The organism is Arthrobacter humicola (assembly GCF_022803015.1).
Lineage (GTDB): Bacteria > Actinomycetota > Actinomycetes > Actinomycetales > Micrococcaceae > Arthrobacter > Arthrobacter humicola_A.
Genome location: NZ_JAFKON010000002.1, coordinates 180,511 through 202,573, shown reverse-complemented (window position 1 = coordinate 202,573; position 22,063 = coordinate 180,511). Strand labels below are relative to the sequence as shown.

The window sequence follows — 22,063 nt, the reverse complement described above, 5'->3', positions numbered from 1 at the left end:
TGCAGCTTGGGGCCCGTGGCAGTTGGCCTTCCTCAACGGAAAGCCCAATGACGGCAGCCTGATCAGGCGGAACCACGCGGTTGCGCAGCCTCCCCATAGTTCGGAACCCAGCTTCTTGTTGGGGTTTCGGCGCTACCGCGTCCAGGGGCCATTCTCCATCGAATAAGTTTTTCCTATCCGGAATTCCGGCCTAAATTAAGGCCGGGGATTTCCGGGCTAATTGCCACGCCCGGAACCGGCTATTCGAATTCCTTGCATCCAGGGCTCTATTTGTCGCGCCCAAAATGCGGCCGCCCGTTTCATCCGCCCATTCCTGCTGCCTCCAGGTCGCCCCATTGAGCCCAGGCGGCGCAATCCCCCACCAACGAAAGGTCCCTGTGACTACCGCAACCACCGCTCCAGCCCACCGCACAGCCCTGCCCGCCACCCGGGCACGCCGATCGAGTCCCCGAGGGGAGGTAAGAACCATGATGAACAAGCTCTATACGGTCCTGTTCCGAAAGCTGGCCCGCAGGGAGTCGACACGCTTCAACGGCCAACTCCTGGACCAAAGGCGGGACGACACGTTCCTCGCCATGCATCAGGCCGGCCTGATTCGCTGACGCCCCGATCTGCTGACGGCCGGACACTTCCGCCACCGGCGCATGGACTAATCCCGTGCAGGGGCGACGCCCCTTACCGGCAGGACTGTCCGCAGCGAAGGAGGACCTGATGACTGACATTGGAACCGATCCCAGGGAGCCCGTGCGTCGCCGCACGGGCTCCCCCTTTTTAAGCGTCCCTTCATGGCCCGCCGTTGTGGCGGCCTCCGATACGACGTGCCAGCGAAGACCGCGGCGCGGCATGGGTCAATGTCCCCCGGTAAGCTCAAGGTCATGCAGGAGACAAAGCCGCCGGAGCGCAAACGGGTCCGATTGGTCATCCCGAGCCGCAGCGACCCTTTTCTCCGAAACTTCACGGAACTGGTAGGCGGTCCCTTGGGCCACCGCTCGGCGCCCGGGATCGTTTCGCCGGGATTCTTCACGGTGGAACGTGTTCTGGTGATCCTCACTGTCCTCGCCGCCCTGGCCGGGATCTTGCTCAAGAACTTCTGCCGCACCAACGGCTGGGAAACACCCGGGCAGTTCTACGCCACGTGCTACTCGGACTTTCCGGAGCTGTTCCGCAACCGCGGCCTCGGCGATGGCGCCTTCCCCTTCATTACCCCGGGAAGCCTCTTCGAGTACCCCGTGCTGATGGGGTTGATCGCGGGTGCCACCGCACTTCTGGTGCCCGGCGCCGGCACCGACGATCCCCGCGTCCTTGGCTACTTCGACGTCAACGCCACCCTGATCGCCGCCGTCTGGATCATCACCGTGCTGGCCACGGCACGGACGAACCGCCGGCGGTCCTGGGACGCGGCGATGGTTGCCCTCGCCCCCGGCATTGTCCTGGCGGGCGTCATTAACTGGGACATGTGGGCCGTGTGCATGCTGGCTCTTGGCATGTACTTCTTTGCGCGGAACAAGCTCGTCCTCGCCGGGATCTTCATCGGTCTGGGCACGGCCACCAAGCTCTACCCGCTGTTGATCCTCGGCGCCGTCCTGCTGCTGGCGCTCCGGAGCGGGCGTATCCGGGCGCTGCTGATCACGGCCGGTGCCGCAACCGCGGCCTGGCTGGCGGTCAACGTCCCGGTAGCCGCGGCAAATCCGGAAGGCTGGAAGTACTTCTACCAGTTCACGCAGGAGCGGCCGGCGGGCTACAGCTCACCCTGGTTCGCCTACAACCTGGTGGCCGCCCGGCTGGGCTGGAATCCGCTTGAGGCCGCGGCCATCAACTCCCTGGCACTGGACCTGTTTCTCCTGGCCTGCATCCTGATTGCGGTCCTTGCACTGACGGCACCCCGCCGGCCGAGGATCGCGCAGCTGGCGTTCCTGATCGTGGCCGCGTTCATCCTGACCAACAAGGTGTACTCCCCCCAGTTCGTGTTGTGGCTGATCCCCCTGATCGCCCTCGCCCGGCCCCGCTGGCGTGACTTCGTCATCTGGCAAGCCATCGAAGCGCTGCACTGGGGCGCCATCTGGATGTACCTGGGGCAGGCAACCAGCGGCGGCTCGACCCAGCACAACATCGACATGCCCTACTACGTCCTGGCCGTGGTTGCCCACATGCTCGCCACCGCATACCTGATGGCCCGTGTCGTCTGGGACATCTGGGATCCGTCCTGCGACGTGATCCGCCGCCACCGCATCGATGATCCGCATGGCGGCCCCTTCGACGGTGCCCCGGACTGGCTGCGGATTGATCTGCGCCGGCCCGCGGCGTCCCTGGTGCCGTGGCGGAAGAGTGCCGTGGCGGAAAGCCACAGCGCATGACTGACGTCGCCGTCGTCGGTTCCGGCCCCAACGGGCTGGCCGCGGCGGTGACCATGGCGCGGGCCGGACTCAAAGTCCACGTGTTCGAGGCGGCCGCCACACCCGGCGGCGGACTGCGCACCGCCGAACTGATGGAACCGGGCCACTTCCACGACGTCTGTTCGGCCGTGCACCCCATGGTTCTGGCCTCACCCTTTTTCCGCCGGTTCGAGCTGTCCAGGCGCGTGCCCCTGGAGGTGCCCGAGCTCTCGTACGGATCCCCGCTCGACGGCGGCCGCGCGGCGCTGGCCTATCGTTCCCTGGACCGCACCGTTGCGGAACTCGGGCGGGACGGCGCCGCCTACCGCCAGCTCATGGAGCCCCTCGTGCGGCGGGTGGAGGGCGTCGCGGACCTCACCCTGAACCAGCTGCTGCGGATTCCGGCAGATCCCCTGGCCGCCGCCGCGTTCGGCCTCCGGGCGCTCGAACAAGGCTCGACGCTGTGGAATGCGAGGTTCAGCCAGGACCCGGCTCCCGCACTGCTGAGCGGCGTCGCCGCGCATACCGTGGCGCCGCTGCCCTCGATCACCGCCGCCGGCGCCGGGCTGATGCTGGGCGCCCTGGGCCATGCCGGCGGCTGGCCGGTTCCGCGCGGCGGATCGGCCGCGATTGCCCAGGCGCTGACCGCTGACATCGAGGCCCATGGCGGGGTGGTCGAGACCGGCAGGCGGATCACATCGCTCGCGGAGCTGCCGCCGGCCCGGGCCACGCTGCTGGATGTGGCGCCCCCCGCGCTGCTACACCTGGCGGAGGGCCGGCTCCCGTCGCGCTATAGGAGCGCCCTGGCGTCCTTCCGCTTCGGGAACGCTTCCTGCAAGGTCGATTTCATCCTCTCCGGCCCGGTGCCGTGGGCGGCGGAAAGCCTCGCCGATGCCGGGACGGTGCACGTGGGCGGCACCAGGGCGGAAACCGCCGAAGCGGAGCGCCTGGTCGCCTCGGGACGGCATCCGGACCGGCCCTACGTGCTGGTATCCCAGCCCTCGCGTTTTGATGCCGGCCGCGCGCCGGCCGGCCGGCACATCCTGTGGACCTATTGCCACGTTCCGGCCGGTTCCACCGCGGACATGAGCGATGCGGTCATGGCGCAACTGGAGCGCTTCGCGCCCGGGTTCCGGGATGTGGTGGTGCAGTTCAAGGTGACCACGGCCGCAGGGCTGGCGGCGTACGACGAGAACTTCGTCGGTGGGGACTTCGGCGCAGGCCGCATGGACCTTTGGGGCATGTTGCGGCGGCCGGTGCTGAGCCCGGTGCCCTGGCGGACGCCGCTGCCAGGGGTGTACTTGTGCTCGTCGTCGACCCCGCCCGGTCCCGGCGTCACCGGCATGCCCGGCTTCCACGCCGCCCGGCATGCCCTCAAGGACATGTTCGGTCTCGGCGTCCCGGACCTCGGATACCTGGTCCCCTAGCCCCTAGCCCTGCCGCGGCGCCGCAGCGGCCGCCGTCGCCACCCTGGCGGACAGCCGTCCGTCGCGCATGCTCGCGACGGCGTCGGTGAGCGGCACGAAATCGGTGTCGTGGGTGACCATGACCGTTGCCACGCTGAATTCGTCGGTGACCTGCCGCAGCAGCCGGATGATCGCTTCGCTGCGCTGGTGGTCAAGGGCGGCCGTCGGCTCGTCCACCAGCAGCACGGCAGGGTTGCCCATGAGTGCCCGGGCAATGTTGACGCGCTGGCGCTGTCCGCCGGAGAGTTGGTGCGGCCGTTTCGCCAGGGCATGCCCGAGGCCGACAAGGTCCATCAGAGCCGCGGCGCGTTCCCCGGCCGCCCGCGCTGTCCCGCCGCGCAGGCGCTGGGTGATCACGAGCTGCTCCACCGCGGTGAGGGAGGGCAGGAGGTTGGGCTGCTGGAAGATGATGCCGATCTTGTCCCGCCGCAGTGCGGTGCGGCCGGAGTCGGGCAATCCGCCGGCGTCCTCGCCGTCGACCACCACCAGGCCGGCGGTGGGCCGGACCAGGGTGGCGGCGACGGCCAGCAGGGACGACTTGCCGGACCCCGAGGGGCCGATCAGGGACACGAATTCGCCTGCGTGCACCTTGAGGCTCACGGAGTCCAGGGCCTTGAGGGTGCCGTCTCCGTCCGGGTACTCCAGGGTGACGTTGACGAGGTTCAGGGCGGTGTTGTTCAGGGTTGAGTTCATGAGATATGCCTTTCTAGGAATATATGGGGCGGGCCGGGGCTGCTCAGTTGCCGCCGAGGGCGATGAGCGGATCGACGCGGGCGACGCTGCGGACCGCGAGGGCTGCGCCGGCCAGGCCCAGGAGCACGATTCCGGCGATGGGCAGCAGCGTTGTCCAGGGCGTGAGGAGGAACGGTGCCGCCTGCGACGCGAGGACTCCGCCGGCCACACCGGCCAGCCCCCCGGCCACCGCGCCGGCCAGCAGGACCAGGGCCGCCTGCGCCATGGCGTCCCGGAGGATGTAGCGGGCGGACCCGCCCAGTGCCTTCAGAACGGCGATGTCCCGGGTGCGCTGGACCGTCCAGACCGTCAGGAAGGCAACAATCACGAGGGCTGAGATGCCGTAGAGGAAGGCCTGCATGAGCAGCAGCGAGCCGTTCTCGCTCTTGTAGGAGCCGAGGGCCTGGAAGGACCCGTCGATCGTGGTGCTGACGGTTCCCGCGGCGGTGTTGGCGGCACCGAGATCCACCCCTGTTCCGGCGGTGGAGTCGAATGTCACGGCCAGCACCGTCGCGGCGTCCGCGTCTTGGATATGGGCCAGCTTCTGCCAGTCGGCCAGCGTGGTCCACACGACGCCGGTGTGGGAATACCACTGCTCCGGCACGACGGCCGTCACAACGAGGTCGGCGCCGCCCACCGAGGCGTGGCTGCCGATGCTGAGCTCCAGGTCCTCCGCCAGTCCGGCTCCGACGGCGATGGTTCCCTCTGTCAGCGGGGCAGGAGCCAGGCCTGCGCCGGGCTCGGTGCCGAAGACCGCAACGCTTGCCGTGCGTGCCGGCACGCCTTCGGCGCCGAGTGCCTGGAAGCGGCTCTGGCTGATCCCGACGGCGTCGGCTCGGGCGACGCCGTCGCGCGCCGACCACAGGCTCTGTTGGGCGCGCGTGACTTCGGATTCGGTAAACGAGGCCTTGGGTGCGCTCCCGGCCGGGGCGCCGAAGACCAGCTGGTCGGCCGGGAGGGCGGCGAGGGCCGACGTCGACTGGTTTCCGAGTCCGGCCGTCAGCCCGGAAAGCATGACGAGCAGGAGGGTGATGAGGGCGACGACCGCGCCCATCAGGGCGAACCGTCCCTTGGCAAAGCGGATATCGCGGATGGCGAGATACATGTTGTCCTTCTTGGTGTCGTTTGAGGCGCTTGTGGCGTTGCTTCCAGCCTTCCCTCCGCCGGGCTCCAGGGCATCGGCCGCCCGGTTGGACCGCCGCCACCGGTCGGACGGCCCTGCGATCAACCAAAAGGTTGATTCCGCCGGGGGCGGGCCGTTTTCCGCAGGAGCCCCGCCGCACCGGCACTACGCTGGAAGCATGGAGGGCGACGCCGGCAACACGGTCCACAACGGCACAGGACCCAGGGGCGCACCGCACGCCGGCGCCGGGCATGCCGGCGCACCGCACGCGCCGGAGCCCACCGGGGCGGCCGTCATTCTGCGCGTCCTTCGCGTGAGCCTGCACGTCGGCTTTGCGGTGCTGCTCCTGGTGGCGCTGCTCCGGCTCCTGGCCGGCGGCATCACTGGGCAGGAGTGGATCACCCTGTTGCTGGCCGTGCTGCTCGCCGCCTTCTACCTCGTGGGCACCGTGCTGGAGAAACGGCACGCCGCCCGCCGGACCCGGTTCGATCCGCGGCCCTACTCGGCCTGGTGGCTGGGCGGCGTCTGCCTCCTCTGGCTGCTGCTGGTCTGGGCCAGTGCCGACTTCGTCTGGCTGGCCTTCCCGCTGTTCTTCCTGCAGTTGCACGTGCTCCGGCGCCGGCTGGCGCTGCCGGCGATCGCATTGAGTACCGGGTTTGTTATTGCGGCGCTCTGGTTCCACAACGGCGGTAGCGCGTCTCCCGATCTGGCCACTGCGGATCCGGCCAGCGTGGGGCTGCAGCTGCCCATGGTGCTCGGGCCCGTTTTCGGCGCAGCCTTCGCTGTGGTCACCGGACTGGCCTACCGGGCGCTGTTCCTGGAGGCGGAAAACCAGCGGCTGGCGGCCGAAGAGCTGCGCCGCACCCGTGCCGAACTCGCCCGGACCCAGCACAATGCCGGCACCCTGGCCGAGCGCACCCGGCTGGCCCGGGAAATCCATGACACTCTCGCCCAAGGCCTGTCCAGCATCGTGCTGATGGGGCGCGCGGCCGAGAAGGCCCTGGACGACGGCGAACCCGCCGTGGCACGGGACAGGCTGCGGATTGTCCGGGACACGGCCGCCGCCAACCTGGCAGAGGCCCGCAACTTCGTCCGGGCCCTGCAGTCCCCCGATCTCGAGGACGGCTCCCTCGTGGCCGGACTTCTCCGGCTGTGCGAAAAGACCGAAGCGGAGACCGCGGCGCGGGGTGCCGGGCTGCGGTGCCGCCTCGACGTCGAAGGCGTGCCGGTGGAACTCCCCGGCGCCCACCAGACGGTCCTGCTCCGGGCCGCCCAGGCGAGCCTGGCCAACGTGCGGGCGCATGCGCAGGCGGGCACCGCCGTCGTCACCCTTTCCTTCCTGGGCCCGGAGGTGGCCATGGACATCTACGACGACGGCGCCGGATTCGACCCCTCGGCCTTGCCGGCCCGTCCGGACGGGTCCGGCTATGGGCTGACGTCGTTGCGGGACCGCGTGGCCGCCCTCCACGGGCAGCTGGACATCGAGTCTGCCCCGGGTGAGGGAACCGTGGTGGCCATCCGGCTGCCACTGGGCCAAGCGCCCGGTTCCAACGCCGCGCCGGCGCCGGTCCGCGAGGACCGGAAATGAACAACATCCGGGTGTTCCTGGTGGACGACCACCCGGTGGTCCGGGCCGGTCTGCGGGCAATGCTGGGTGATCTGGAGGGCATCACGGTGGTGGCCGAGGCCGCCGACGGCGGCGCCGCGCTGGCCGGACTGGCCAGGCTCCACACCCTGGGTGAGCCCGCGGACGTGGTGCTCATGGACCTGCAGATGGGCGCGGGCATGGACGGCGTCACGGCCACCGGCCGGATCAAGGCAGGAGAGGCCGGCGAGCCGCCGCCGCCGGTGCTCATCCTGACCACCTATGACTCCGACGCCGACATCCTGGCCGCCGTCGAGGCCGGCGCCAGCGGCTACATGCTCAAGGATGCCCCGCCCGAGCAGATCCGCCAGGCGGTGCTCTCTGCCGCGGCCGGCGGCACCGCGCTGGCCCCCGAGGTCGCGGCCCGGCTGATGGGCCGGATCAGGAATCCGGAGCCTGCCCTGTCCGCCCGCGAGGTCCAGTTGCTCGGATTGCTGGCCACCGGGATGGGAAACCGGGCGATCGCGAAGCAGCTGTTCATTTCCGAGGCCACGGTCAAGACGCACCTGGTGCACATCTACGGCAAACTCGGCGTGGACAACCGCACCGCCGCGATCGCCGTGGCAGCGCAGCGCAGGATCATCCGGCGGCCCTAGGCGTTCCCGGCACCCGAAGTGAAGCCGGGGGGCGGGTGACGGTGCTAAGTGACGGTGTTATGTGACAACGGACTTGTCGGTGGCCCGGGGCATAATGGGCGTCATGGGGAACTCATCAAAACTTGCACTGGCCCTTGTGGGCCTTGTTCTTGGCGGCTCGCTGGTCGCCTGCGGCGACGGCCGTGAGGGCGCCGAAAGCGCTGCCAAACAGCTCGCCTCCGCGGTGTCCGCGCTCGACGTCGGATCCGTTGCCTTTGAGGGCAAGGACTCCGGTGCCGCTAAAGACCAGCTCAAGGAAATATTCAAGGGGCTTGACCCGGCCCGCCCTGCAGTGGAAAGCGGCCAACTGACGCTGGAGGCCGATAAGGCCACGGTCCCGCTCAACTACCGCTGGAAGATCGGCTCCGAAGAGTGGAAGTACACCACCTTCGCCGAGTTCAAGAAGTCTGGCGACAAGTGGCTGACGGTCTGGAACCCGGCCACCCTGGTCCCCGAGCTGGCCGAAGGCGAGCTCGTCGGCTCGGCAACCCATTCGCCGTCGCGCGCCGACATCCTGGGCGCCGGCGGGGTCCCGCTGGTCACGTACCGGCCCGTGGTCAATGTTGGCATCGACAAGCCGGCGCTCGGCGGTGCAGACGCCGCCGATTCCGCCACCAAGCTTGCCCAACTGGTGGGGGTCGACTCGGCGGCGTACGGGCAGCAGGTCGCGGCGGCCGGCCCCGAGGCGTTCGTTGCCGCCATCACTTTGCGTGAAGAAGGACGGACCATCACCGATGCTCAGATCGGCGAGATTCCCGGCGCCCGCGCCATCCGGGACTCCCTTCCGCTGGCACCAAACCGCACCTTCGCCCGCGCCCTGCTGGGCACCGCAGCGGAGGCGAATGCAGAACAGATCGAAAAATCGAACGGGGTACTCAAAGCCGGGGACACCACGGGCACCGGTGGCCTGCAACAGCAATACGACGCGCAGCTTCGCGGCAGCGACGGCATTCAGGTCTTCGCCGAGAAGGCAGGCCTCACCGCCGCAGAGAAGCAGGCTCTGCCCAATGCGGGACGCCGCGTACTTTTTCAAACTGAGATAAAAGAAGGCACCCCGCTGAAAACCACCCTGGACCCGAAGCTGCAGCAGCTCGCGGAAGACGTCCTCGGCAAGGTCGGCCCGGCGTCGGCCATTGTGGCGCTCCGGCCCTCCAGCGGCGCCGTCCTGGCAGCCGCCTCCGGGCCGGGCAGCAACGGCTACGACACCGCGATGCTGGGACAGTATGCCCCTGGATCGATCTTCAAGATGGTCGATTCCCTGGCCATGTTCCGCAACGGCATGACGCCCGACTCCAAGGTGGACTGCCCGCCCACCCTCACGGTGGACGGCCGCACCTTCAAGAACGCCGAGGGATACCCTGAGTCCTCCCTGGGGTCCGTGACGCTGCGCGACGCCTTTGCGCACTCCTGCAACACCGCGTTCATCAACGCCCGCGACACCGTCACCCAGGCACAGCTCGAATCCGCCGCGACCTCGCTGGGCGTGGCAGTTGAAGCACCCGCGCTCGGCGCGGCCGCATTCCTCGGCTCCGTCCCCGGGGATGCCGAAGGAACCGAACATGCCGCCTCCATGATCGGCCAGGGCAAAGTGCTCCTGTCCCCCCTGGCCGCCGCCGTCATGGCCGGCTCGGTGGCCAAGGGAGCCCCGGTGGCCGCCCAGCTGGTATTGAATCCGAACGAGGGCGCCAGTCCTCCAGATGCCCAAGGCGCCGCCCCCACAGGAACGGCTACCGCCGGCACGTCGCCGGCTGCCCCGGCCTCTGGTGACGCGACACCGTCGGGCCCCGCACCGGCCACGGCCGTCGAAAAGCCGGTGACTGCAGCGGAAGCCGCGGCGCTGGCTGACATGATGCGGGCCGTCGTCACCAGCGGACATGCCGGGTTCCTGGCCTCCGTCCCGGGCGAGCCCGTCGGGGCGAAGACCGGAACGGCCGAGTTCGGCAACGACACCCCGCCCAAGACCCACGCCTGGATCGTGTCCGTGCACGGTGACCTCGCCGTCGCCGTGTTCGTCGAGGACGGCGGACTCGGGGCCACCACGTCCGGGCCGCTGCTCAAGGAGTTCCTGACCCGGGCCGGCTGAGCGGACGGGAAAAGTCCGAGTCGCCGGAAATTCTGCGCCGAAATGGCGGATGCTCCCCCGCGTTGTGCGGGGGAGCATCCGTCTTTCGATGTCAAGAGTGCGGGAGCGCCTCAGGCGGCAAAGCCGTCCGCGATGTCCAACACGGCGTCCAGTACCGCCAAGCCCTTCTGGGTGTCTTCCACGCTGGTGTTGCACGGCGGGACAACATGGATTCGGTTGAAGTTCGCGAACGGGAGCAGCCCGCGGGACTTGCAGGCCGCCACCAGCTGGTTCATTTCCGGGCTTGAGCCGCCGTACGGGGCCAGGGGCTCGCGGGTCTTCCGGTCCTTGACGAGTTCGATCGCCCAGAAGACGCCCTTGCCGCGGACTTCACCAACGGAGCGGTGGCGCTCGGTGAATCCACGCAGGGCCGGGCCGATTACCTTCTCGCCGAGGGCTGCCGCGTGCTGGACGATCTGTTCATTCTCCATCGCGTTGATGGTCGCGACGGCGGCAGCCGCCGCGAGCGGGTGGCCAGAATAGGTCAGGCCGCCGGGGTAGACACGCTTGCCGAACGTGGCTGCGATCTCCGGACTGATTGCCACTCCGCCCATCGGAACATAGCCGGAGTTCACGCCCTTGGCGAAGGTCAGCAGGTCCGGAACGACGTCGAAGTGCTCGACGGCGAACCAGGTTCCGGTGCGGCCGAAGCCGGACATAACTTCGTCGGCGATGAAGACGATGCCGTGCCGGGTGCAGAGCTCGCGGACGCCCTGCAGGTATCCCGGAGGCGGCACGTAGATCCCGGCCGTGCCCGGGATGCTTTCCAGGATGAGGGCGGCGATGGTGGACGGGCCTTCGAAGCTGATCAGCTGTTCCAAGTGTTCGAGGGCGCGCTGGCTTTCCTCCTCCTCGGTGGTGGAATGGAAGGCGGTGCGGTACAGGTACGGCGGGAAGAAGTGGACGGTGCCGGTGCTGGCGGTGTCGCTGGGCCAGCGCCGGGGGTCGCCGGTGACGTTGATTGCCAGCTGGGTGCCGCCGTGGTACGAACGGTAGGCGGAGAGCACCTTGTGGCGGCCCGTGTGCAGACGGGCCATGCGGATGGCGTGCTCGTTGGCGTCGGCCCCGCCGTTGGTGAAGAAGATCTTGTTTAGTTCGCCGGGGGTGCGCCCGGCAATCAGGCGTGCAGCTTCGGAGCGCGCGTCGTTGACGTAACTCGGGGCGATCGTGCACAGCTTGGTGGCCTGTGCTGCGATGGCGGACACGACGGCGGGGTGCTGGTGGCCGATGTTAGTGTTGACCAGCTGCGAGGAGAAGTCCAGGTACTTGTTGCCGTCGCCGTCCCAGACGTGGGAGCCCTCGGCCGCGGAGATGACCATGGGATCGATGAGGTCCTGGGCGGACCAGGAGTGGAAGACGTGCTTGCGGTCCAGTTCATAGGCGCGGCGGGCGCACTCGGCGGCCTCCTGCTGCGGGAGGGTTACGTTTTCAAGGGTCGAGGTCATGACAGCTGCCTTTCGGATTCGGGTGGCTTAGGCGTTCTGCGGGAAGCCGAGGTTGATGCCGCCGTGGCTTGGATCCAGCCAGCGGGAGGTGACCGCCTTGCCGCGGGTGAAGAAACCGACGCCCTCGGCGCCGTGGGCGTGGGTATCCCCGAACAGCGAGTTTTTCCAGCCGCCGAAGGAGTAGTAGGCCATGGGGACCGGAACGGGGACGTTGATGCCCACCATGCCCACCTCCACTTCGTTCTCGAAGCGCCGCGCCGCGCCGCCGTCGTTGGTGAAGATGGCGGTGCCGTTGCCGTATGGGTTGCCGTTGATCATCTCGAGCGCCTCGTCGTAGCTGTCAACGCGAAGCACGGACAGGACCGGACCGAAGATCTCGTCCTGATAGATGGACATGTCCGGAGTCACCTTGTCGAAAAGCGTGGGTCCGACGAAGAACCCGTCACCTTCCGCGTCGGCGGCGATGTTGCGGCCGTCGACGACGAGTTGGGCCCCGGCAGCTTCGCCGGCATCAATGTAGCCGGCAACCTTGTCCCGGTGCTGGGCCGTCACCAGCGGGCCCATGTCGCAGCCGCGCAGCCCGTCGCCGGTGCGCAGGGAAGCCGCACGTTGGGCAATCTTGTCCACCAGTTCATCAGCGATTTCGCCCACCGCGAGCAAGGCAGAGATGGCCATGCACCGTTCGCCCGCCGATCCGAATCCGGCATTGATGGCGGCGTCGGCGGCCAGGTCAAGATCGGCGTCGGGCAGCACGATCATGTGGTTCTTTGCTCCGCCAAGGGCCTGGACGCGCTTTCCGTTGGCCGTCGCGGTCTGATAGACGTACTTGGCGATCGGGGTGGAGCCGACGAAGGAGACGGCTTTGATGTCCGGGTGGTTGAGCAAGGCGTCAACGGCCACCTTGTCGCCGTGCAGGACGTTGAAGACGCCGTCCGGCAGGCCGGCTTCTTTCCAGAGTTCGGCCATCCAGTTCACGGCCGTGGGGTCCTTTTCGCTGGGCTTGACGACGACCGTGTTGCCGGCGGCGATGGCAAGCGGGAAGAACCACATCGGCACCATGGCCGGGAAGTTGAACGGGCTGATGACTGCGACCGGCCCCAGGGCCTGGCGGATGGAATGGACGTCCACGTTGGTCGACGCGTTCTCGGTGTAGCTGCCCTTGAGCAGATGGGGGATGCCGCAGGCGAACTCGACGACCTCCTGGCCCCGGGTGACTTCCCCGAGGGCATCGTCCAGGACTTTTCCGTGCTCGGAGGTGATGATGGCGGCGAGTTCGCCTTTGCGGGAGTTGAGCAGTTCGCGAAAGGCGAAGAGGACCTGGGTGCGGCGGGCAATCGAGGTGTCGCGCCACGCGGGGAACGCGGCCTTGGCGGCGGCAATGGCGGCGTGGCTCTCGTCCTGGCTCGCCAGGGAAACCTGGCCGGTGACCTTGCCCGTGGCCGGATTGGTCACCGGGGCCGTGCGCGCCCCGGCGGGGACGTAGCTGCCGTTGATCCAGTGCTCGATGATGTTCAAGGTTTCTCCTCATGCGGTATTGGGGTTCGTTGCCTCCAGTGTCCCCACCGGGAGACGGCACCATAAGTGCCAGTGTGTAAGGAGAATTGGAGGTTGGTTTACACTGTGTAAATGTTGCCCACCGTCGGCTCGATCCTTGACCTTCCCGTTCTCCGCGAGGCCGCTCCGCTCCTGCTCGGCGGCGCCGGGGCCCTCGACAACCCCGTGCGCTGGGTCCACGTGAGCGAATTGCTCGACATTTCCGGGCTGCTGTCGGGCGGGGAGTTGGTGCTCACCACGGGACTGGAGCTGGAAAAGGAACCCGGGCTTACGGCGTCGTTCATCAGATCCTTGGAAAAGGCGGCAGCGTCCGGCCTGATTGTTGAACTCGTCGGCGATAGGAAGCGCAGTATGGAAGCGCTGCGCGGGGCCGCACTGGCCGCGGCCATGCCCGTGATCGTGGTGGAACGCCGGGTGCGGTTCGTCCAGATCACCGAAATTGTGCACCGGATCATCGTCGCCGAGCAGCTGGAACGGGTGGAACGCGCCCGCGACGTCCACGAAGCCTTCACGGTGCTGAGCCTGGAAAGCGCCGGGACCGGGCAGGTCGTGGAGCAGGCAGCGGTCATGATCGGCGCCCCGGTGGTCCTGGAGGACCTCTCGCACCTCGTTCTCGCATACTCGGCCCGGCCGCTGCGGACCACCGAACTGCTGGAGGACTGGGAGCGGCGGTCGCGGACCACGCCGTCGCCGCCCGAGACGAGCCGCGCCGGGCCCGAGGCCTGGCTGCAGACGCCGGTTGGCGTGCGCGGGAACGTCTGGGGGCGGCTGGTGGTGCCGGTCCCCCTCGACGACGACGGCGCGGCGGCCATGGTGCTGGAACGTGCGGCCCAGACCCTGGCGATCAACCGGCTCGCCGAACGGGACCGGCGAGAGCTGAGCCACCAGGCGCAGGCGGGGCTTCTCAACGCCCTGCGTCAGCCCCGCGGGCTGGGCGAGGACGAGGCGGAGGCCCGCGCCGCGGCGCTGGGACTCAGGCGGTCGCCGTTCTACCTGCCGGTTGTGTTCCGGAGCGGCGGACCAGCCTATGGCCCCTCAGCTGGGGCAGCGGGAGGCGGCATCGATCCACTGGCCGGGCAACAGGAGGAACGTGCCCTGCTGGAGCAGCTCGCCAGGGCCCTCAAAGCCGTGTCAGGCAGCGCTTTGACCGCGAGCATCCGGTCCGGATCGGTGGGCATGATCCTGGCCATTCCTGCGAAGCAATTGGAGGATCCGACCCTCCAGCGTCTCGCCGATGCCCTCGCGGGCAGCGACATGCGGCCCGTGCCACCCTTCGGCGGAGACCGCCCCGGCAGAGGCTGGGCCGGCAATCCGGCGGAGGCGACATGGAGCATCGGCGTGGGGCGCCTGAGGGGTTCCTTGCTCGAAGCGGCGGCGGGCATTGACGAAGCCGCCCACGTCGCCGAAACCGCGGCGACGCTGCGGGGTGATCGGAAGCCGTTCTACCGGGCGACGGACGTCCGGCTTCGGGGGCTGCTGGCCCTGCTGCGCAAGGATCCGCGCGTGCAGCAGTTCGCGGAGTCAGAACTGGAGGGTGTCCTGCAGGCCGACGCCCGGGACGGCGGCGGGCACCTGGAGCTGCTGGGCCGGTACCTCGAGTCCGGGGGCAACAAAGCGGCGATGGCCCGCAGCGGCTACCTGAGCCGTCCTACGCTCTATGCGCGGCTGGCCAAACTGGAGGAGCTCCTCGGCGTGGACCTCGACGACCCAGAATCCCGGACCTCGCTGCACGTCGCACTTCTCCTGCACCGGCTCCGGGGCCTGTGAGCGCGGATCCGCGCAGAATGCGAGCATTGACGAATGGCGAAGCCCTTTACCTTGACCCAGCTGCGGTATTTCGCGGTGGTGGCCGAGCTCGAAAACATGACGTCGGCCGCCGAAAGGCTGCTCGTGACCCAGTCCACCCTGTCCACGGCCATGGCCCAGCTAGAAGCAAGCTTGTCGACTCAGCTGTTTGTCCGGCTCAGGACCCGCGGCCTGCGGCTGACGCCGTCCGGCCGGCAGCTTGCCCAGGACATCAAGGTGCTGCTGGAGCATGCGGATTCGCTGTACGAGTCGGCCCGGGGGCTTGCGACAAGCCTGGTCGGAGAGCTCAAGGTGGGCGTGTTTTCGCCGCTGGCACCCTTCAGGCTTCCCGCAATCCTGCAGACCTTCGAAGTTCAGCATCCGGGGGTCGAGGTCTCCTTTCTGGAGGCCGATCTGGCGAGCCTGCAGACCGCCCTCCTCGAAGGGCAATGCGATGTCGCGCTGATGTATGGTCTCGGCCTGGGCCGGGGCTTTACACACACGGTCCTCGAGCGGGTGCCCCCTCATGTGCTGGTCCATGCTGAACACCCTGCGGCATCCCGGCCTGAGCGGAGCATCGCGCTGAAGGATCTGGACGGCGAACCCGCGGTGGTGCTGGATCTCCCGCATAGCCGGGACTACTACGAGCAGCTGTACGCGATCGCGGGCGTCGTTCCGAACGTCCGGCACCGCTTTGCCGGGTATGAGACGGTCCGCTCGTTTGTGGCGAAGGGGCACGGGTACGCAGTGCTGAACCAGCGGCTCCACAGCGACCTGACGTATTCCGGCGGCAGGGTGGTGGCCCTGACCCTGACGGACGACTTCCCGCCGATCGAGGTGATGCTGGTCCGCCCCGAGGGGGTGCAACCCACCCGTCGGGCACTGGCCTTTGAGGAGACCTGCATCCGTCTCTACGGTGCCGCCCGGCAGTAGCACGGGGAATTCCGCTGGCTTCTCGGCGACGATGACTGCGGAATCCGGCGTAATTGGCATCGGTAAAATCTATCGATTCGGCCAAAACAATCAATTGGACAGATGTGAACCGGATCACACACAGTTGGTCCAGTGCGGTGGTGCCGGCGGGAGTCCAATGGCAAATCCCGCGCAATGACGGCCCTTGGCCGAGTCCCGAAGCGCGACAACCATGTTGATCAAAGGAGATTCAATGGTTCCGATTCACGCCCCAGGTGTCCGACTTATGTCCGGGCCGTGCCTTGCCGGCAACACGGCGGCAACATCAGCAGATTTCATTTCCCGGGTCCGTAACACGGCAGGGAACTTCGGAAACACGGCGCCTCTAGCGTGGCTGTCATGACGATCAACGACATCACGGACCAGCCGGCGTCCGCTTCCCAGACCACAGCGTCTGCCCCGGCCCTGGACAAGGACACTTCGCGGTCCGGCCCCTTTGGCATCACCAAGATGCAGAAGCGAGTCCTCACAGGGGGCAGCATCGGGCAGTTCATTGAATTCTACGATTTCACCCTCTACGGCCTCACCGCGGTCATCTTCTCCCAACTGTTCTTCCCCGGCAGCGACCCGGTCACGGCCATGCTTGCGACGTTCGCCACCTTCGGCGTCGCCTTCGTAGTCCGTCCCGTCGGCGGCCTGTTCTTCGGCGCGCTTGGCGACCGGATCGGCCGCCGCCGGGTCCTGACCATCACGCTCGTCGCCATCGGCGGGGCCACCGCCCTGATGGGGCTGCTGCCGACCTACGGCCAGATCGGCGCCTGGGCACCCGTTTTGCTGGTCCTCTGCCGGCTGATCCAGGGCTTCTCCGCCGGCGGCGAATCGGTGGGAGCGCCATCGTTTGTCTTCGAGCATGCCCCGGTCAGCCGCCGCGGGTTCTGGCTCAATATCACCATCGCCGCCACTGCGCTGCCCTCTGTCGTCGCCGGTTCGATGATCCTCATCCTGAGCCAGTCAATGCCCAACGAGGCCTTCATGGCGTGGGGCTGGCGCCTGCCGTTCCTGCTCGCCCTGCCGCTCGCCCTCTTCGGCGTTTGGATCCGCAGCCGGACGGTGGAAAGCGATGCATTCAATGAGGCCAAGGCTGCCCGGACCAAGGAATTCAGCCCGGTCCGCGAAGCCTTCCGCGAAAACCGGCTCCGCATGGTCCAGGTCATCTTTGTCATGGGCCTCACCGCAATGGGCTTCTACTTCCTCTCGGCCTATTTCGTCTCGTATGTCCAGACCACGGGCCACTTGAGCCGTGAGCAGTCCCTCCTGGTCAACGCCGCCGCCCTCGCCCTTTACGCCGTCCTGCTTCCTCTCGGTGGCCGGCTGGGCGACCGCTTCGGCCGCAAGCCAATGCTCATCGCCGGTTCAGCCGCGCTGGCCCTGCTTTCAGTGCCGAGCTTCATGCTGGTGACCAGCGGAAGCCTCCCTCTCGCCCTCCTGGGCCAGTCCCTTTTCGTGGTGGCGCTCTGTATCTACGGCGGAGGCTGCTACACCTTCTTCGTTGAAATCTTCACCACCCGCACCCGCTTCACGTCGGCGGCAATCAGCTACAACGGCGCCTACGCGCTCTTCGGCGGCACCGCACCGTTCATCGGGACCGCCCTCGTCGGCGGCACCGGAGTGCCTCACGCGCCCGGTTTCTACATGGCCGCAGCCGCCGCCGTCGTGCTCCTCCTGGTGCTCTTCACCAAGGTTCCCGAGACGCGCGGCCGCATGGGCTAAGCCCGCAGCCCCACCCTCTCCACCGCAACCTACAAAGGATTTCCCATGACTTCAGCAGCTTTCCTCGAAGACTTCCACCACGTGGCCACCATCGGCGCCACCCCCGACAATGGCGTCGACCGCCAGGCCGCAACCCCGGAGGACGCGCAGACACGCCACTGGTTCGCTGGGTGGGTGCGTGAGGCCGGATGGGAACTCCGGGTGGACGGGATCGGCAACATGTTCGGGCTGCTGGAGTGGACGCCGGGGGCGCCCTATGTGCTGATCGGATCCCATCTGGACAGCCAGCCGCTCGGGGGCCGGTTCGACGGCGCGTACGGTGTCGTCGCCGCCCTGCACGCGGCCCGGCGTCTGGACGCCGAGGTTGCGGAGGGCGGGGCCGCGCAGCGGTTCAACCTGGCGGTGGTGAACTGGTTCAACGAGGAGGGCGGCCGGTTCGCGCCGAGCATCATGGGAAGTTCGGTGTTTGCGGGACTCCTGCAGCGGGAACAGATGCTGGATGTGGCGGACCTGCAAGGCATCACAGTCCGTGAGGCGTTGGACGGCATCGGGTACCTCGGCACGTCTGACGGGCCCGAGGCGGCCGGCTACGCCGAGATCCACATCGAGCAGGGCAGGATCCTGGAACGCGAGGGCATCTCCATCGGGCTGGTGGACAGCAGCTGGTACACCCAGAAACTGGACATCGAAGTGCTGGGCGAACAGTCGCACACCGGAGCGACGGCCATGGCAGACCGGCACGACGCCCTGGTGGCAGCCTCCAAGATCATTCTTATGGTGCACGACGTCACCGCTGAGTTCGCCGAGGAGGCCCTCGTCTCATCCGTGGGCCAGCTGACCCTCGAACCGAACTCGCCCATTGTGGTGGCCCGCAGGGTCCACCTCGTCGCCGACCTCCGCTCCGGCGATCCGGACATCGTAAAGGCGGCCCGCGCCAAACTTATCGAGGACATCGATGCGCTGGCACGCGAACACGACATCAAAGTCAATGTTAAGGACTTCGACATCCGGCCGATCCGCCGCTTCCCCGAAGGCGGGCTTGAACTCGCGGACAAGGTGGCTGCGAACCTGGGCCTTTCCGCGCGGCGGATCCAGACCATGGCCGGCCACGACTCCGTTGCCATGAACACGGTGGCGCCGTCGGTCATGCTCTTCATCCCCAGCGTGGACGGCGTCTCGCACTGCGAACGGGAATTCAGCACCGACGAGGACATGGTTGCCGGCGTGGACATGCTCACCGGGGTAGCCCGGGAGCTGGTTGCCGGCGCCCTCGCCGAAGCCTCCTCCCAGCCGGCAGCGGCCCGGGCATGACCGAGCTGCACTACCTCGACGCCGGCACGGCCCTGCGGCTCTTCCGCTCCCGGGAGCTCTCGCCGGTGGAGCTCATGGAAGCGGTGATCACCAGGACCGAGGCCGTCAACGGCGGAATCAACGCCCTGACGGAAACCCTGTTCGAAGAGGCGGTCCCGGCAGCACGGCAGGCCGCCGCACGGTATGCGCGGGGGCGGGACCTCACACCCCTGCTGGGGCTGCCGGTGGCCGCCAAGGAAAAGCACGGGCTCCGGGGACGCACCCTTTCGCAGGGGCTCGTAGCCCGCAAGGGGGAGCTCGCGCACGCGGACCATCCCGTCATCGACCGAATCCGGCGTGCCGGCGGCATCATCCATGCCCGCACCACCACGCCCGAATACAGCTGCGCAACCGTCACCCACAGTCCCCTGTGGGGGGTCACGCGCAATCCCTGGAACCGGCAGTATTCCCCGGGCGGCTCCTCCGGCGGTTCCGGGGCGGCACTGGCCGCCGGGCTGGCGCCGCTCGCCACCGCCTCCGACATCGCCGGGTCAACCCGTTTGCCGGCGTCGTTCACCGGGACCGTCGGCTACAAGGCACCCTACGGAAGGATTCCCGGCCTGGCCCCGCTCTCCGCGGACCACTACCGCGGCGACGGCCCAATGGCACGGACCGTGGCGGACGCAGCCCTGCTGGCGAACGTTATGGCGGGCCGTCATCCGGGCGACCACAGCTCCCTCGCCGGGAGTCCGGCGCTGTCCTGCCCGCCGGGTGCTGACGCCGGCTCGGCAGTGGCCGGCATGCGCATCGCTCTCTGCATCCGGCTGGGGAACTATCCCGTCGCCGCTGATGTTGAGGCCAATACGCGCGGCGTGGCAGCGGCCCTGCGTGATGCCGGCGCCGTGGTGGAAGAGATCGAGCTGCCCTGGACCACCGAGGACATCAGCCGGACTATGTTCACACATTTCGGCTACCTCCTCGGGCCGGCTATGGAGGACGCGACCGCAGAGTCTCCCGAGCTGCTGGCCCCGTACACACGGCGGTTCATGGCCGACGCCCGGAAAGCCGCCGCGGAAAACCGGTTCGTCGACGGCATCCAGGCGGAAACCCGCATCCAGGCCGAGCTTGCCGCGGCGATGTCCGGCTTCGACGCCCTTCTCTGTCCGGCCTCGGCCGTGGCCGCCCTGGATGCGGACGGCATGTACCTTGACGGGATCGACGCCGGGGGCCAGCGGCTCGGGCACTACTGGCAGGGGCACATGACGGCGCCCTTCAACATCAGCAACCGCTGCCCCGTCCTTGCCGTGCCGAGCGGCATGGCCGACTGCGGCATCCCCACGGGTGTGCAGATCGTGGGCCATCCGTTCGAGGACGCTACAGTCTTCACCGTGGGCGCCGCCGTGGAGGCGGTGCGGCCCTGGGCAGGGCTCCGACCGGACCTCCTGGTAAACAGCCAGGCGCCCGGGCCACGGCCGGTCCGGCCGTGGGAAGATTGAACGCGTGGCTCATATTGACGTATCCGGCATCGACTACTTCCTCTCCGACGGCACCCAGCTGCTCAACGGGGTGACCTTCAAGGTCCCGGACGGCACCAAGACAGCGCTGATCGGGCCCAACGGGACCGGCAAGACCACGCTGTTCCGGATCATTTCCGGCGACCTCGTCCCGGACGAAGGCGTGATCGGCCGGTCCGGCAACATGGGCATCATGCGCCAGTTCGTGGGCCAGGTCCGGGACGAGTCCACGGTCCGCGACCTGCTGGTCTCCGCCGCCCCGCCTGCCCTGGCCGCCGCCGCGCGTACCGTCGATGAGGCAGAGCTCGCCATGCTGGAGCACGACGACGAGCCCACCCAGATGGCCTATGCCCAGGCGATCGTGGACTGGGGGGATGCCGGCGGCTACGACGTCGAGACCGTCTGGGACGAGGTCTGCATGGCCGCCCTCGGCCTGCCGTTCGACCGGGCGCAGCACCGCCCGGCGTCGAGCCTCTCCGGCGGCGAGCAGAAGCGTCTGGTCCTCGAGGCCCTCTTCGCCGGCCCCGACGAACTGCTGCTCCTGGACGAGCCGGACAACTACCTCGATGTTCCGGGCAAGCGCTGGCTCGAGGCCAAGCTGAATGAGTCGAAGAAGACCGTGTTCTTCATCAGCCACGACCGTGAACTGCTCAACAACGCCGCCGGCCGCATCGTCACCCTGGAACCGGGCATCAACGGCGCCGGCGCGTGGATCCACGGCGGCGGCTTCGGCTCCTACGTCGAGGCCCGGGCCGACCGGAACGCGCGCTTCGAAGAGCTGCGCAAACGCTGGGACGAGGAGCACGTCAAGCTCAAGGAACTCGTCAACATGTACAAGAACAAGGCCGCGTTCCGTTCCGACATGGCCAACCGCTATCACGCGGCGCAGACCCGGCTCGCGAAGTTCCTCGAGGCCGGCCCGCCCGAGGCCCTGCCGATCGAGCAGAACGTGCAGATGCGGCTCAAGGGCGGTCGCACCGCCAAGCGGGCCGTCGTGGCGGAGAAACTGGAACTGACCGGCCTGATGAAGCCGTTCTCCACCGAGATCTGGTTCGGCGACCGGGTGGGCGTCCTCGGCTCCAACGGTTCGGGCAAGAGCCACTTCCTGCGCCTGCTCGCCACCGGCGGCACGGATCCGGAGCGGGAGCACCTGCCGGTGTCCGACGTCGAGATCGCGGAGGTGCCGCACGAGGGCACCGTGAAACTCGGCGCCAGGATCCGGCCCGGCTTCTTCGCCCAGACCCATGTCCGGCCCGACCTGCTGGGCAAGACCCTGCTCGAAATCCTGCACCGGGGCGACGAGCACCGCTCGGGCATGGGCCGCGAAGCCGCCGCCGGGGCGCTGGACGGCTATGGGCTGGCGGGGCAGTCCGAGCAGAAGTACGAATCCCTCTCCGGCGGCCAGCAGGCCCGGTTCCAGATCCTGCTGCTGCAGCTCTCCGGCGCCACGCTGCTGCTGCTCGACGAGCCCACGGACAACCTGGACCTGCACTCGGCCGAGGCCCTGGAACGGGCGATCGACCACTTCGAAGGCACCGTCCTGGCGGTCACCCACGACCGCTGGTTCGCCCGCACCTTCGACCGCTTCCTGGTCTTCGGCTCCGACGGCAGGGTCTACGAGTCCGCCGAACCGGTCTGGGACGAAAAGCGCGTCGAGCGTGCCCGCTAACCCAAGCAGCGCGGGGTCACTTGGCGCCG

General features: G+C 68.2%; 16 protein-coding genes. 12 read left to right on the top strand and 4 right to left on the bottom strand.

Translation table 11 applies throughout. From position 1 onward, the window contains the following. Positions 1 to 467: 467 nt before the first annotated feature. From ARTB_RS21560 to ARTB_RS05890, 3 genes are all read left to right on the top strand, one after another. A complete protein-coding gene (locus tag ARTB_RS21560; protein WP_275450888.1) occupies positions 468 to 602 on the top strand; it encodes a hypothetical protein in 135 nt (44 codons plus the stop codon). Between the two features lie 273 nt (positions 603 to 875). Further along, entirely contained in the window at positions 876 to 2,354 is a 1,479-nt protein-coding gene (locus tag ARTB_RS05895) for a glycosyltransferase family 87 protein (RefSeq protein WP_243178143.1), read from the top strand. After that, positions 2,351 to 3,799 (top strand): phytoene desaturase family protein, encoded by a 1,449-nt coding sequence (locus ARTB_RS05890; RefSeq protein WP_243178142.1) that lies wholly within the window; start codon positions 2,351 to 2,353, stop codon positions 3,797 to 3,799. Before ARTB_RS05895 ends, ARTB_RS05890 begins: the two co-directional genes overlap by 4 nt. A 3-nt stretch (positions 3,800 to 3,802) precedes the next feature. On the opposite strand, the gene ARTB_RS05885 is transcribed toward ARTB_RS05890, so the two are convergent. After that, positions 3,803 to 4,531 carry an ABC transporter ATP-binding protein gene (locus tag ARTB_RS05885; protein ID WP_243178141.1) on the bottom strand — a complete coding sequence of 243 codons (729 nt, stop codon included), beginning with the start codon at positions 4,529 to 4,531 and terminating at the stop codon, positions 3,803 to 3,805. 43 nt (positions 4,532 to 4,574) lie between these two features. Further along, the gene (locus ARTB_RS05880; RefSeq protein ID WP_243178403.1) at positions 4,575 to 5,675 is read right to left on the bottom strand and encodes an FtsX-like permease family protein; all 1,101 of its coding nucleotides are present in this window, start codon (positions 5,673 to 5,675) and stop codon (positions 4,575 to 4,577) included. Positions 5,676 to 5,871: 196 nt separating this feature from the next. Here ARTB_RS05880 and ARTB_RS05875 point away from each other — a divergent pair, with 196 nt between their 5' ends. The 3 genes from ARTB_RS05875 to ARTB_RS05865 all read left to right on the top strand — a co-directional run bounded on the left by ARTB_RS05875 (position 5,872) and on the right by ARTB_RS05865 (position 10,056). After that, the gene (locus ARTB_RS05875) at positions 5,872 to 7,281 is read left to right on the top strand and encodes a sensor histidine kinase (RefSeq protein ID WP_243178140.1); all 1,410 of its coding nucleotides are present in this window, start codon (positions 5,872 to 5,874) and stop codon (positions 7,279 to 7,281) included. After that, the gene (locus ARTB_RS05870) at positions 7,278 to 7,934 is read left to right on the top strand and encodes a response regulator (protein ID WP_243178139.1); all 657 of its coding nucleotides are present in this window, start codon (positions 7,278 to 7,280) and stop codon (positions 7,932 to 7,934) included. The genes ARTB_RS05875 and ARTB_RS05870 overlap by 4 nt, the downstream gene beginning before the upstream one ends. A 103-nt stretch (positions 7,935 to 8,037) precedes the next feature. Then, positions 8,038 to 10,056 carry a penicillin-binding transpeptidase domain-containing protein gene (locus ARTB_RS05865; RefSeq protein WP_243178138.1) on the top strand — a complete coding sequence of 673 codons (2,019 nt, stop codon included), beginning with the start codon at positions 8,038 to 8,040 and terminating at the stop codon, positions 10,054 to 10,056. A 110-nt stretch (positions 10,057 to 10,166) separates the two neighbouring features. On the opposite strand, the gene ARTB_RS05860 is transcribed toward ARTB_RS05865, so the two are convergent. Then, the gene (locus tag ARTB_RS05860; RefSeq protein ID WP_243178137.1) at positions 10,167 to 11,540 is read right to left on the bottom strand and encodes an aspartate aminotransferase family protein; all 1,374 of its coding nucleotides are present in this window, start codon (positions 11,538 to 11,540) and stop codon (positions 10,167 to 10,169) included. 27 nt (positions 11,541 to 11,567) lie between these two features. Next, positions 11,568 to 13,055, bottom strand: a complete 1,488-nt coding sequence (locus ARTB_RS05855) for a CoA-acylating methylmalonate-semialdehyde dehydrogenase (RefSeq protein WP_243178136.1) — start codon at positions 13,053 to 13,055, stop codon at positions 11,568 to 11,570. A gap of 111 nt (positions 13,056 to 13,166) precedes the next feature. On the opposite strand from ARTB_RS05855, the gene ARTB_RS05850 reads away from it, so the two are divergent. The 6 genes from ARTB_RS05850 (at position 13,167) to ARTB_RS05825 (ending at position 22,034) form a co-directional block, all read left to right on the top strand. Further along, on the top strand, positions 13,167 to 14,861 hold the full coding sequence (locus ARTB_RS05850) for a PucR family transcriptional regulator (protein ID WP_243178135.1): 1,695 nt from the start codon (positions 13,167 to 13,169) through the stop codon (positions 14,859 to 14,861). 33 nt (positions 14,862 to 14,894) lie between these two features. Then, positions 14,895 to 15,812, top strand: coding sequence for a LysR family transcriptional regulator (locus ARTB_RS05845; protein WP_243178134.1), 918 nt, complete (start codon positions 14,895 to 14,897; stop codon positions 15,810 to 15,812). A 378-nt stretch (positions 15,813 to 16,190) separates the two neighbouring features. Next, complete coding sequence (locus ARTB_RS05840) at positions 16,191 to 17,561, top strand: MFS transporter (protein WP_028277649.1); 1,371 nt, start codon at positions 16,191 to 16,193, stop codon at positions 17,559 to 17,561. Positions 17,562 to 17,606: 45 nt separating this feature from the next. Beyond that, on the top strand, positions 17,607 to 18,872 hold the full coding sequence (locus ARTB_RS05835; RefSeq protein ID WP_243178133.1) for a M20 family metallo-hydrolase: 1,266 nt from the start codon (positions 17,607 to 17,609) through the stop codon (positions 18,870 to 18,872). Further along, a complete protein-coding gene (locus ARTB_RS05830) occupies positions 18,869 to 20,347 on the top strand; it encodes an amidase (RefSeq protein ID WP_243178132.1) in 1,479 nt (492 codons plus the stop codon). Before ARTB_RS05835 ends, ARTB_RS05830 begins: the two co-directional genes overlap by 4 nt. Positions 20,348 to 20,351: 4 nt before the next feature. After that, entirely contained in the window at positions 20,352 to 22,034 is a 1,683-nt protein-coding gene (locus ARTB_RS05825) for an ABC-F family ATP-binding cassette domain-containing protein (RefSeq protein ID WP_243178131.1), read from the top strand. Positions 22,035 to 22,063: the final 29 nt, after the last annotated feature.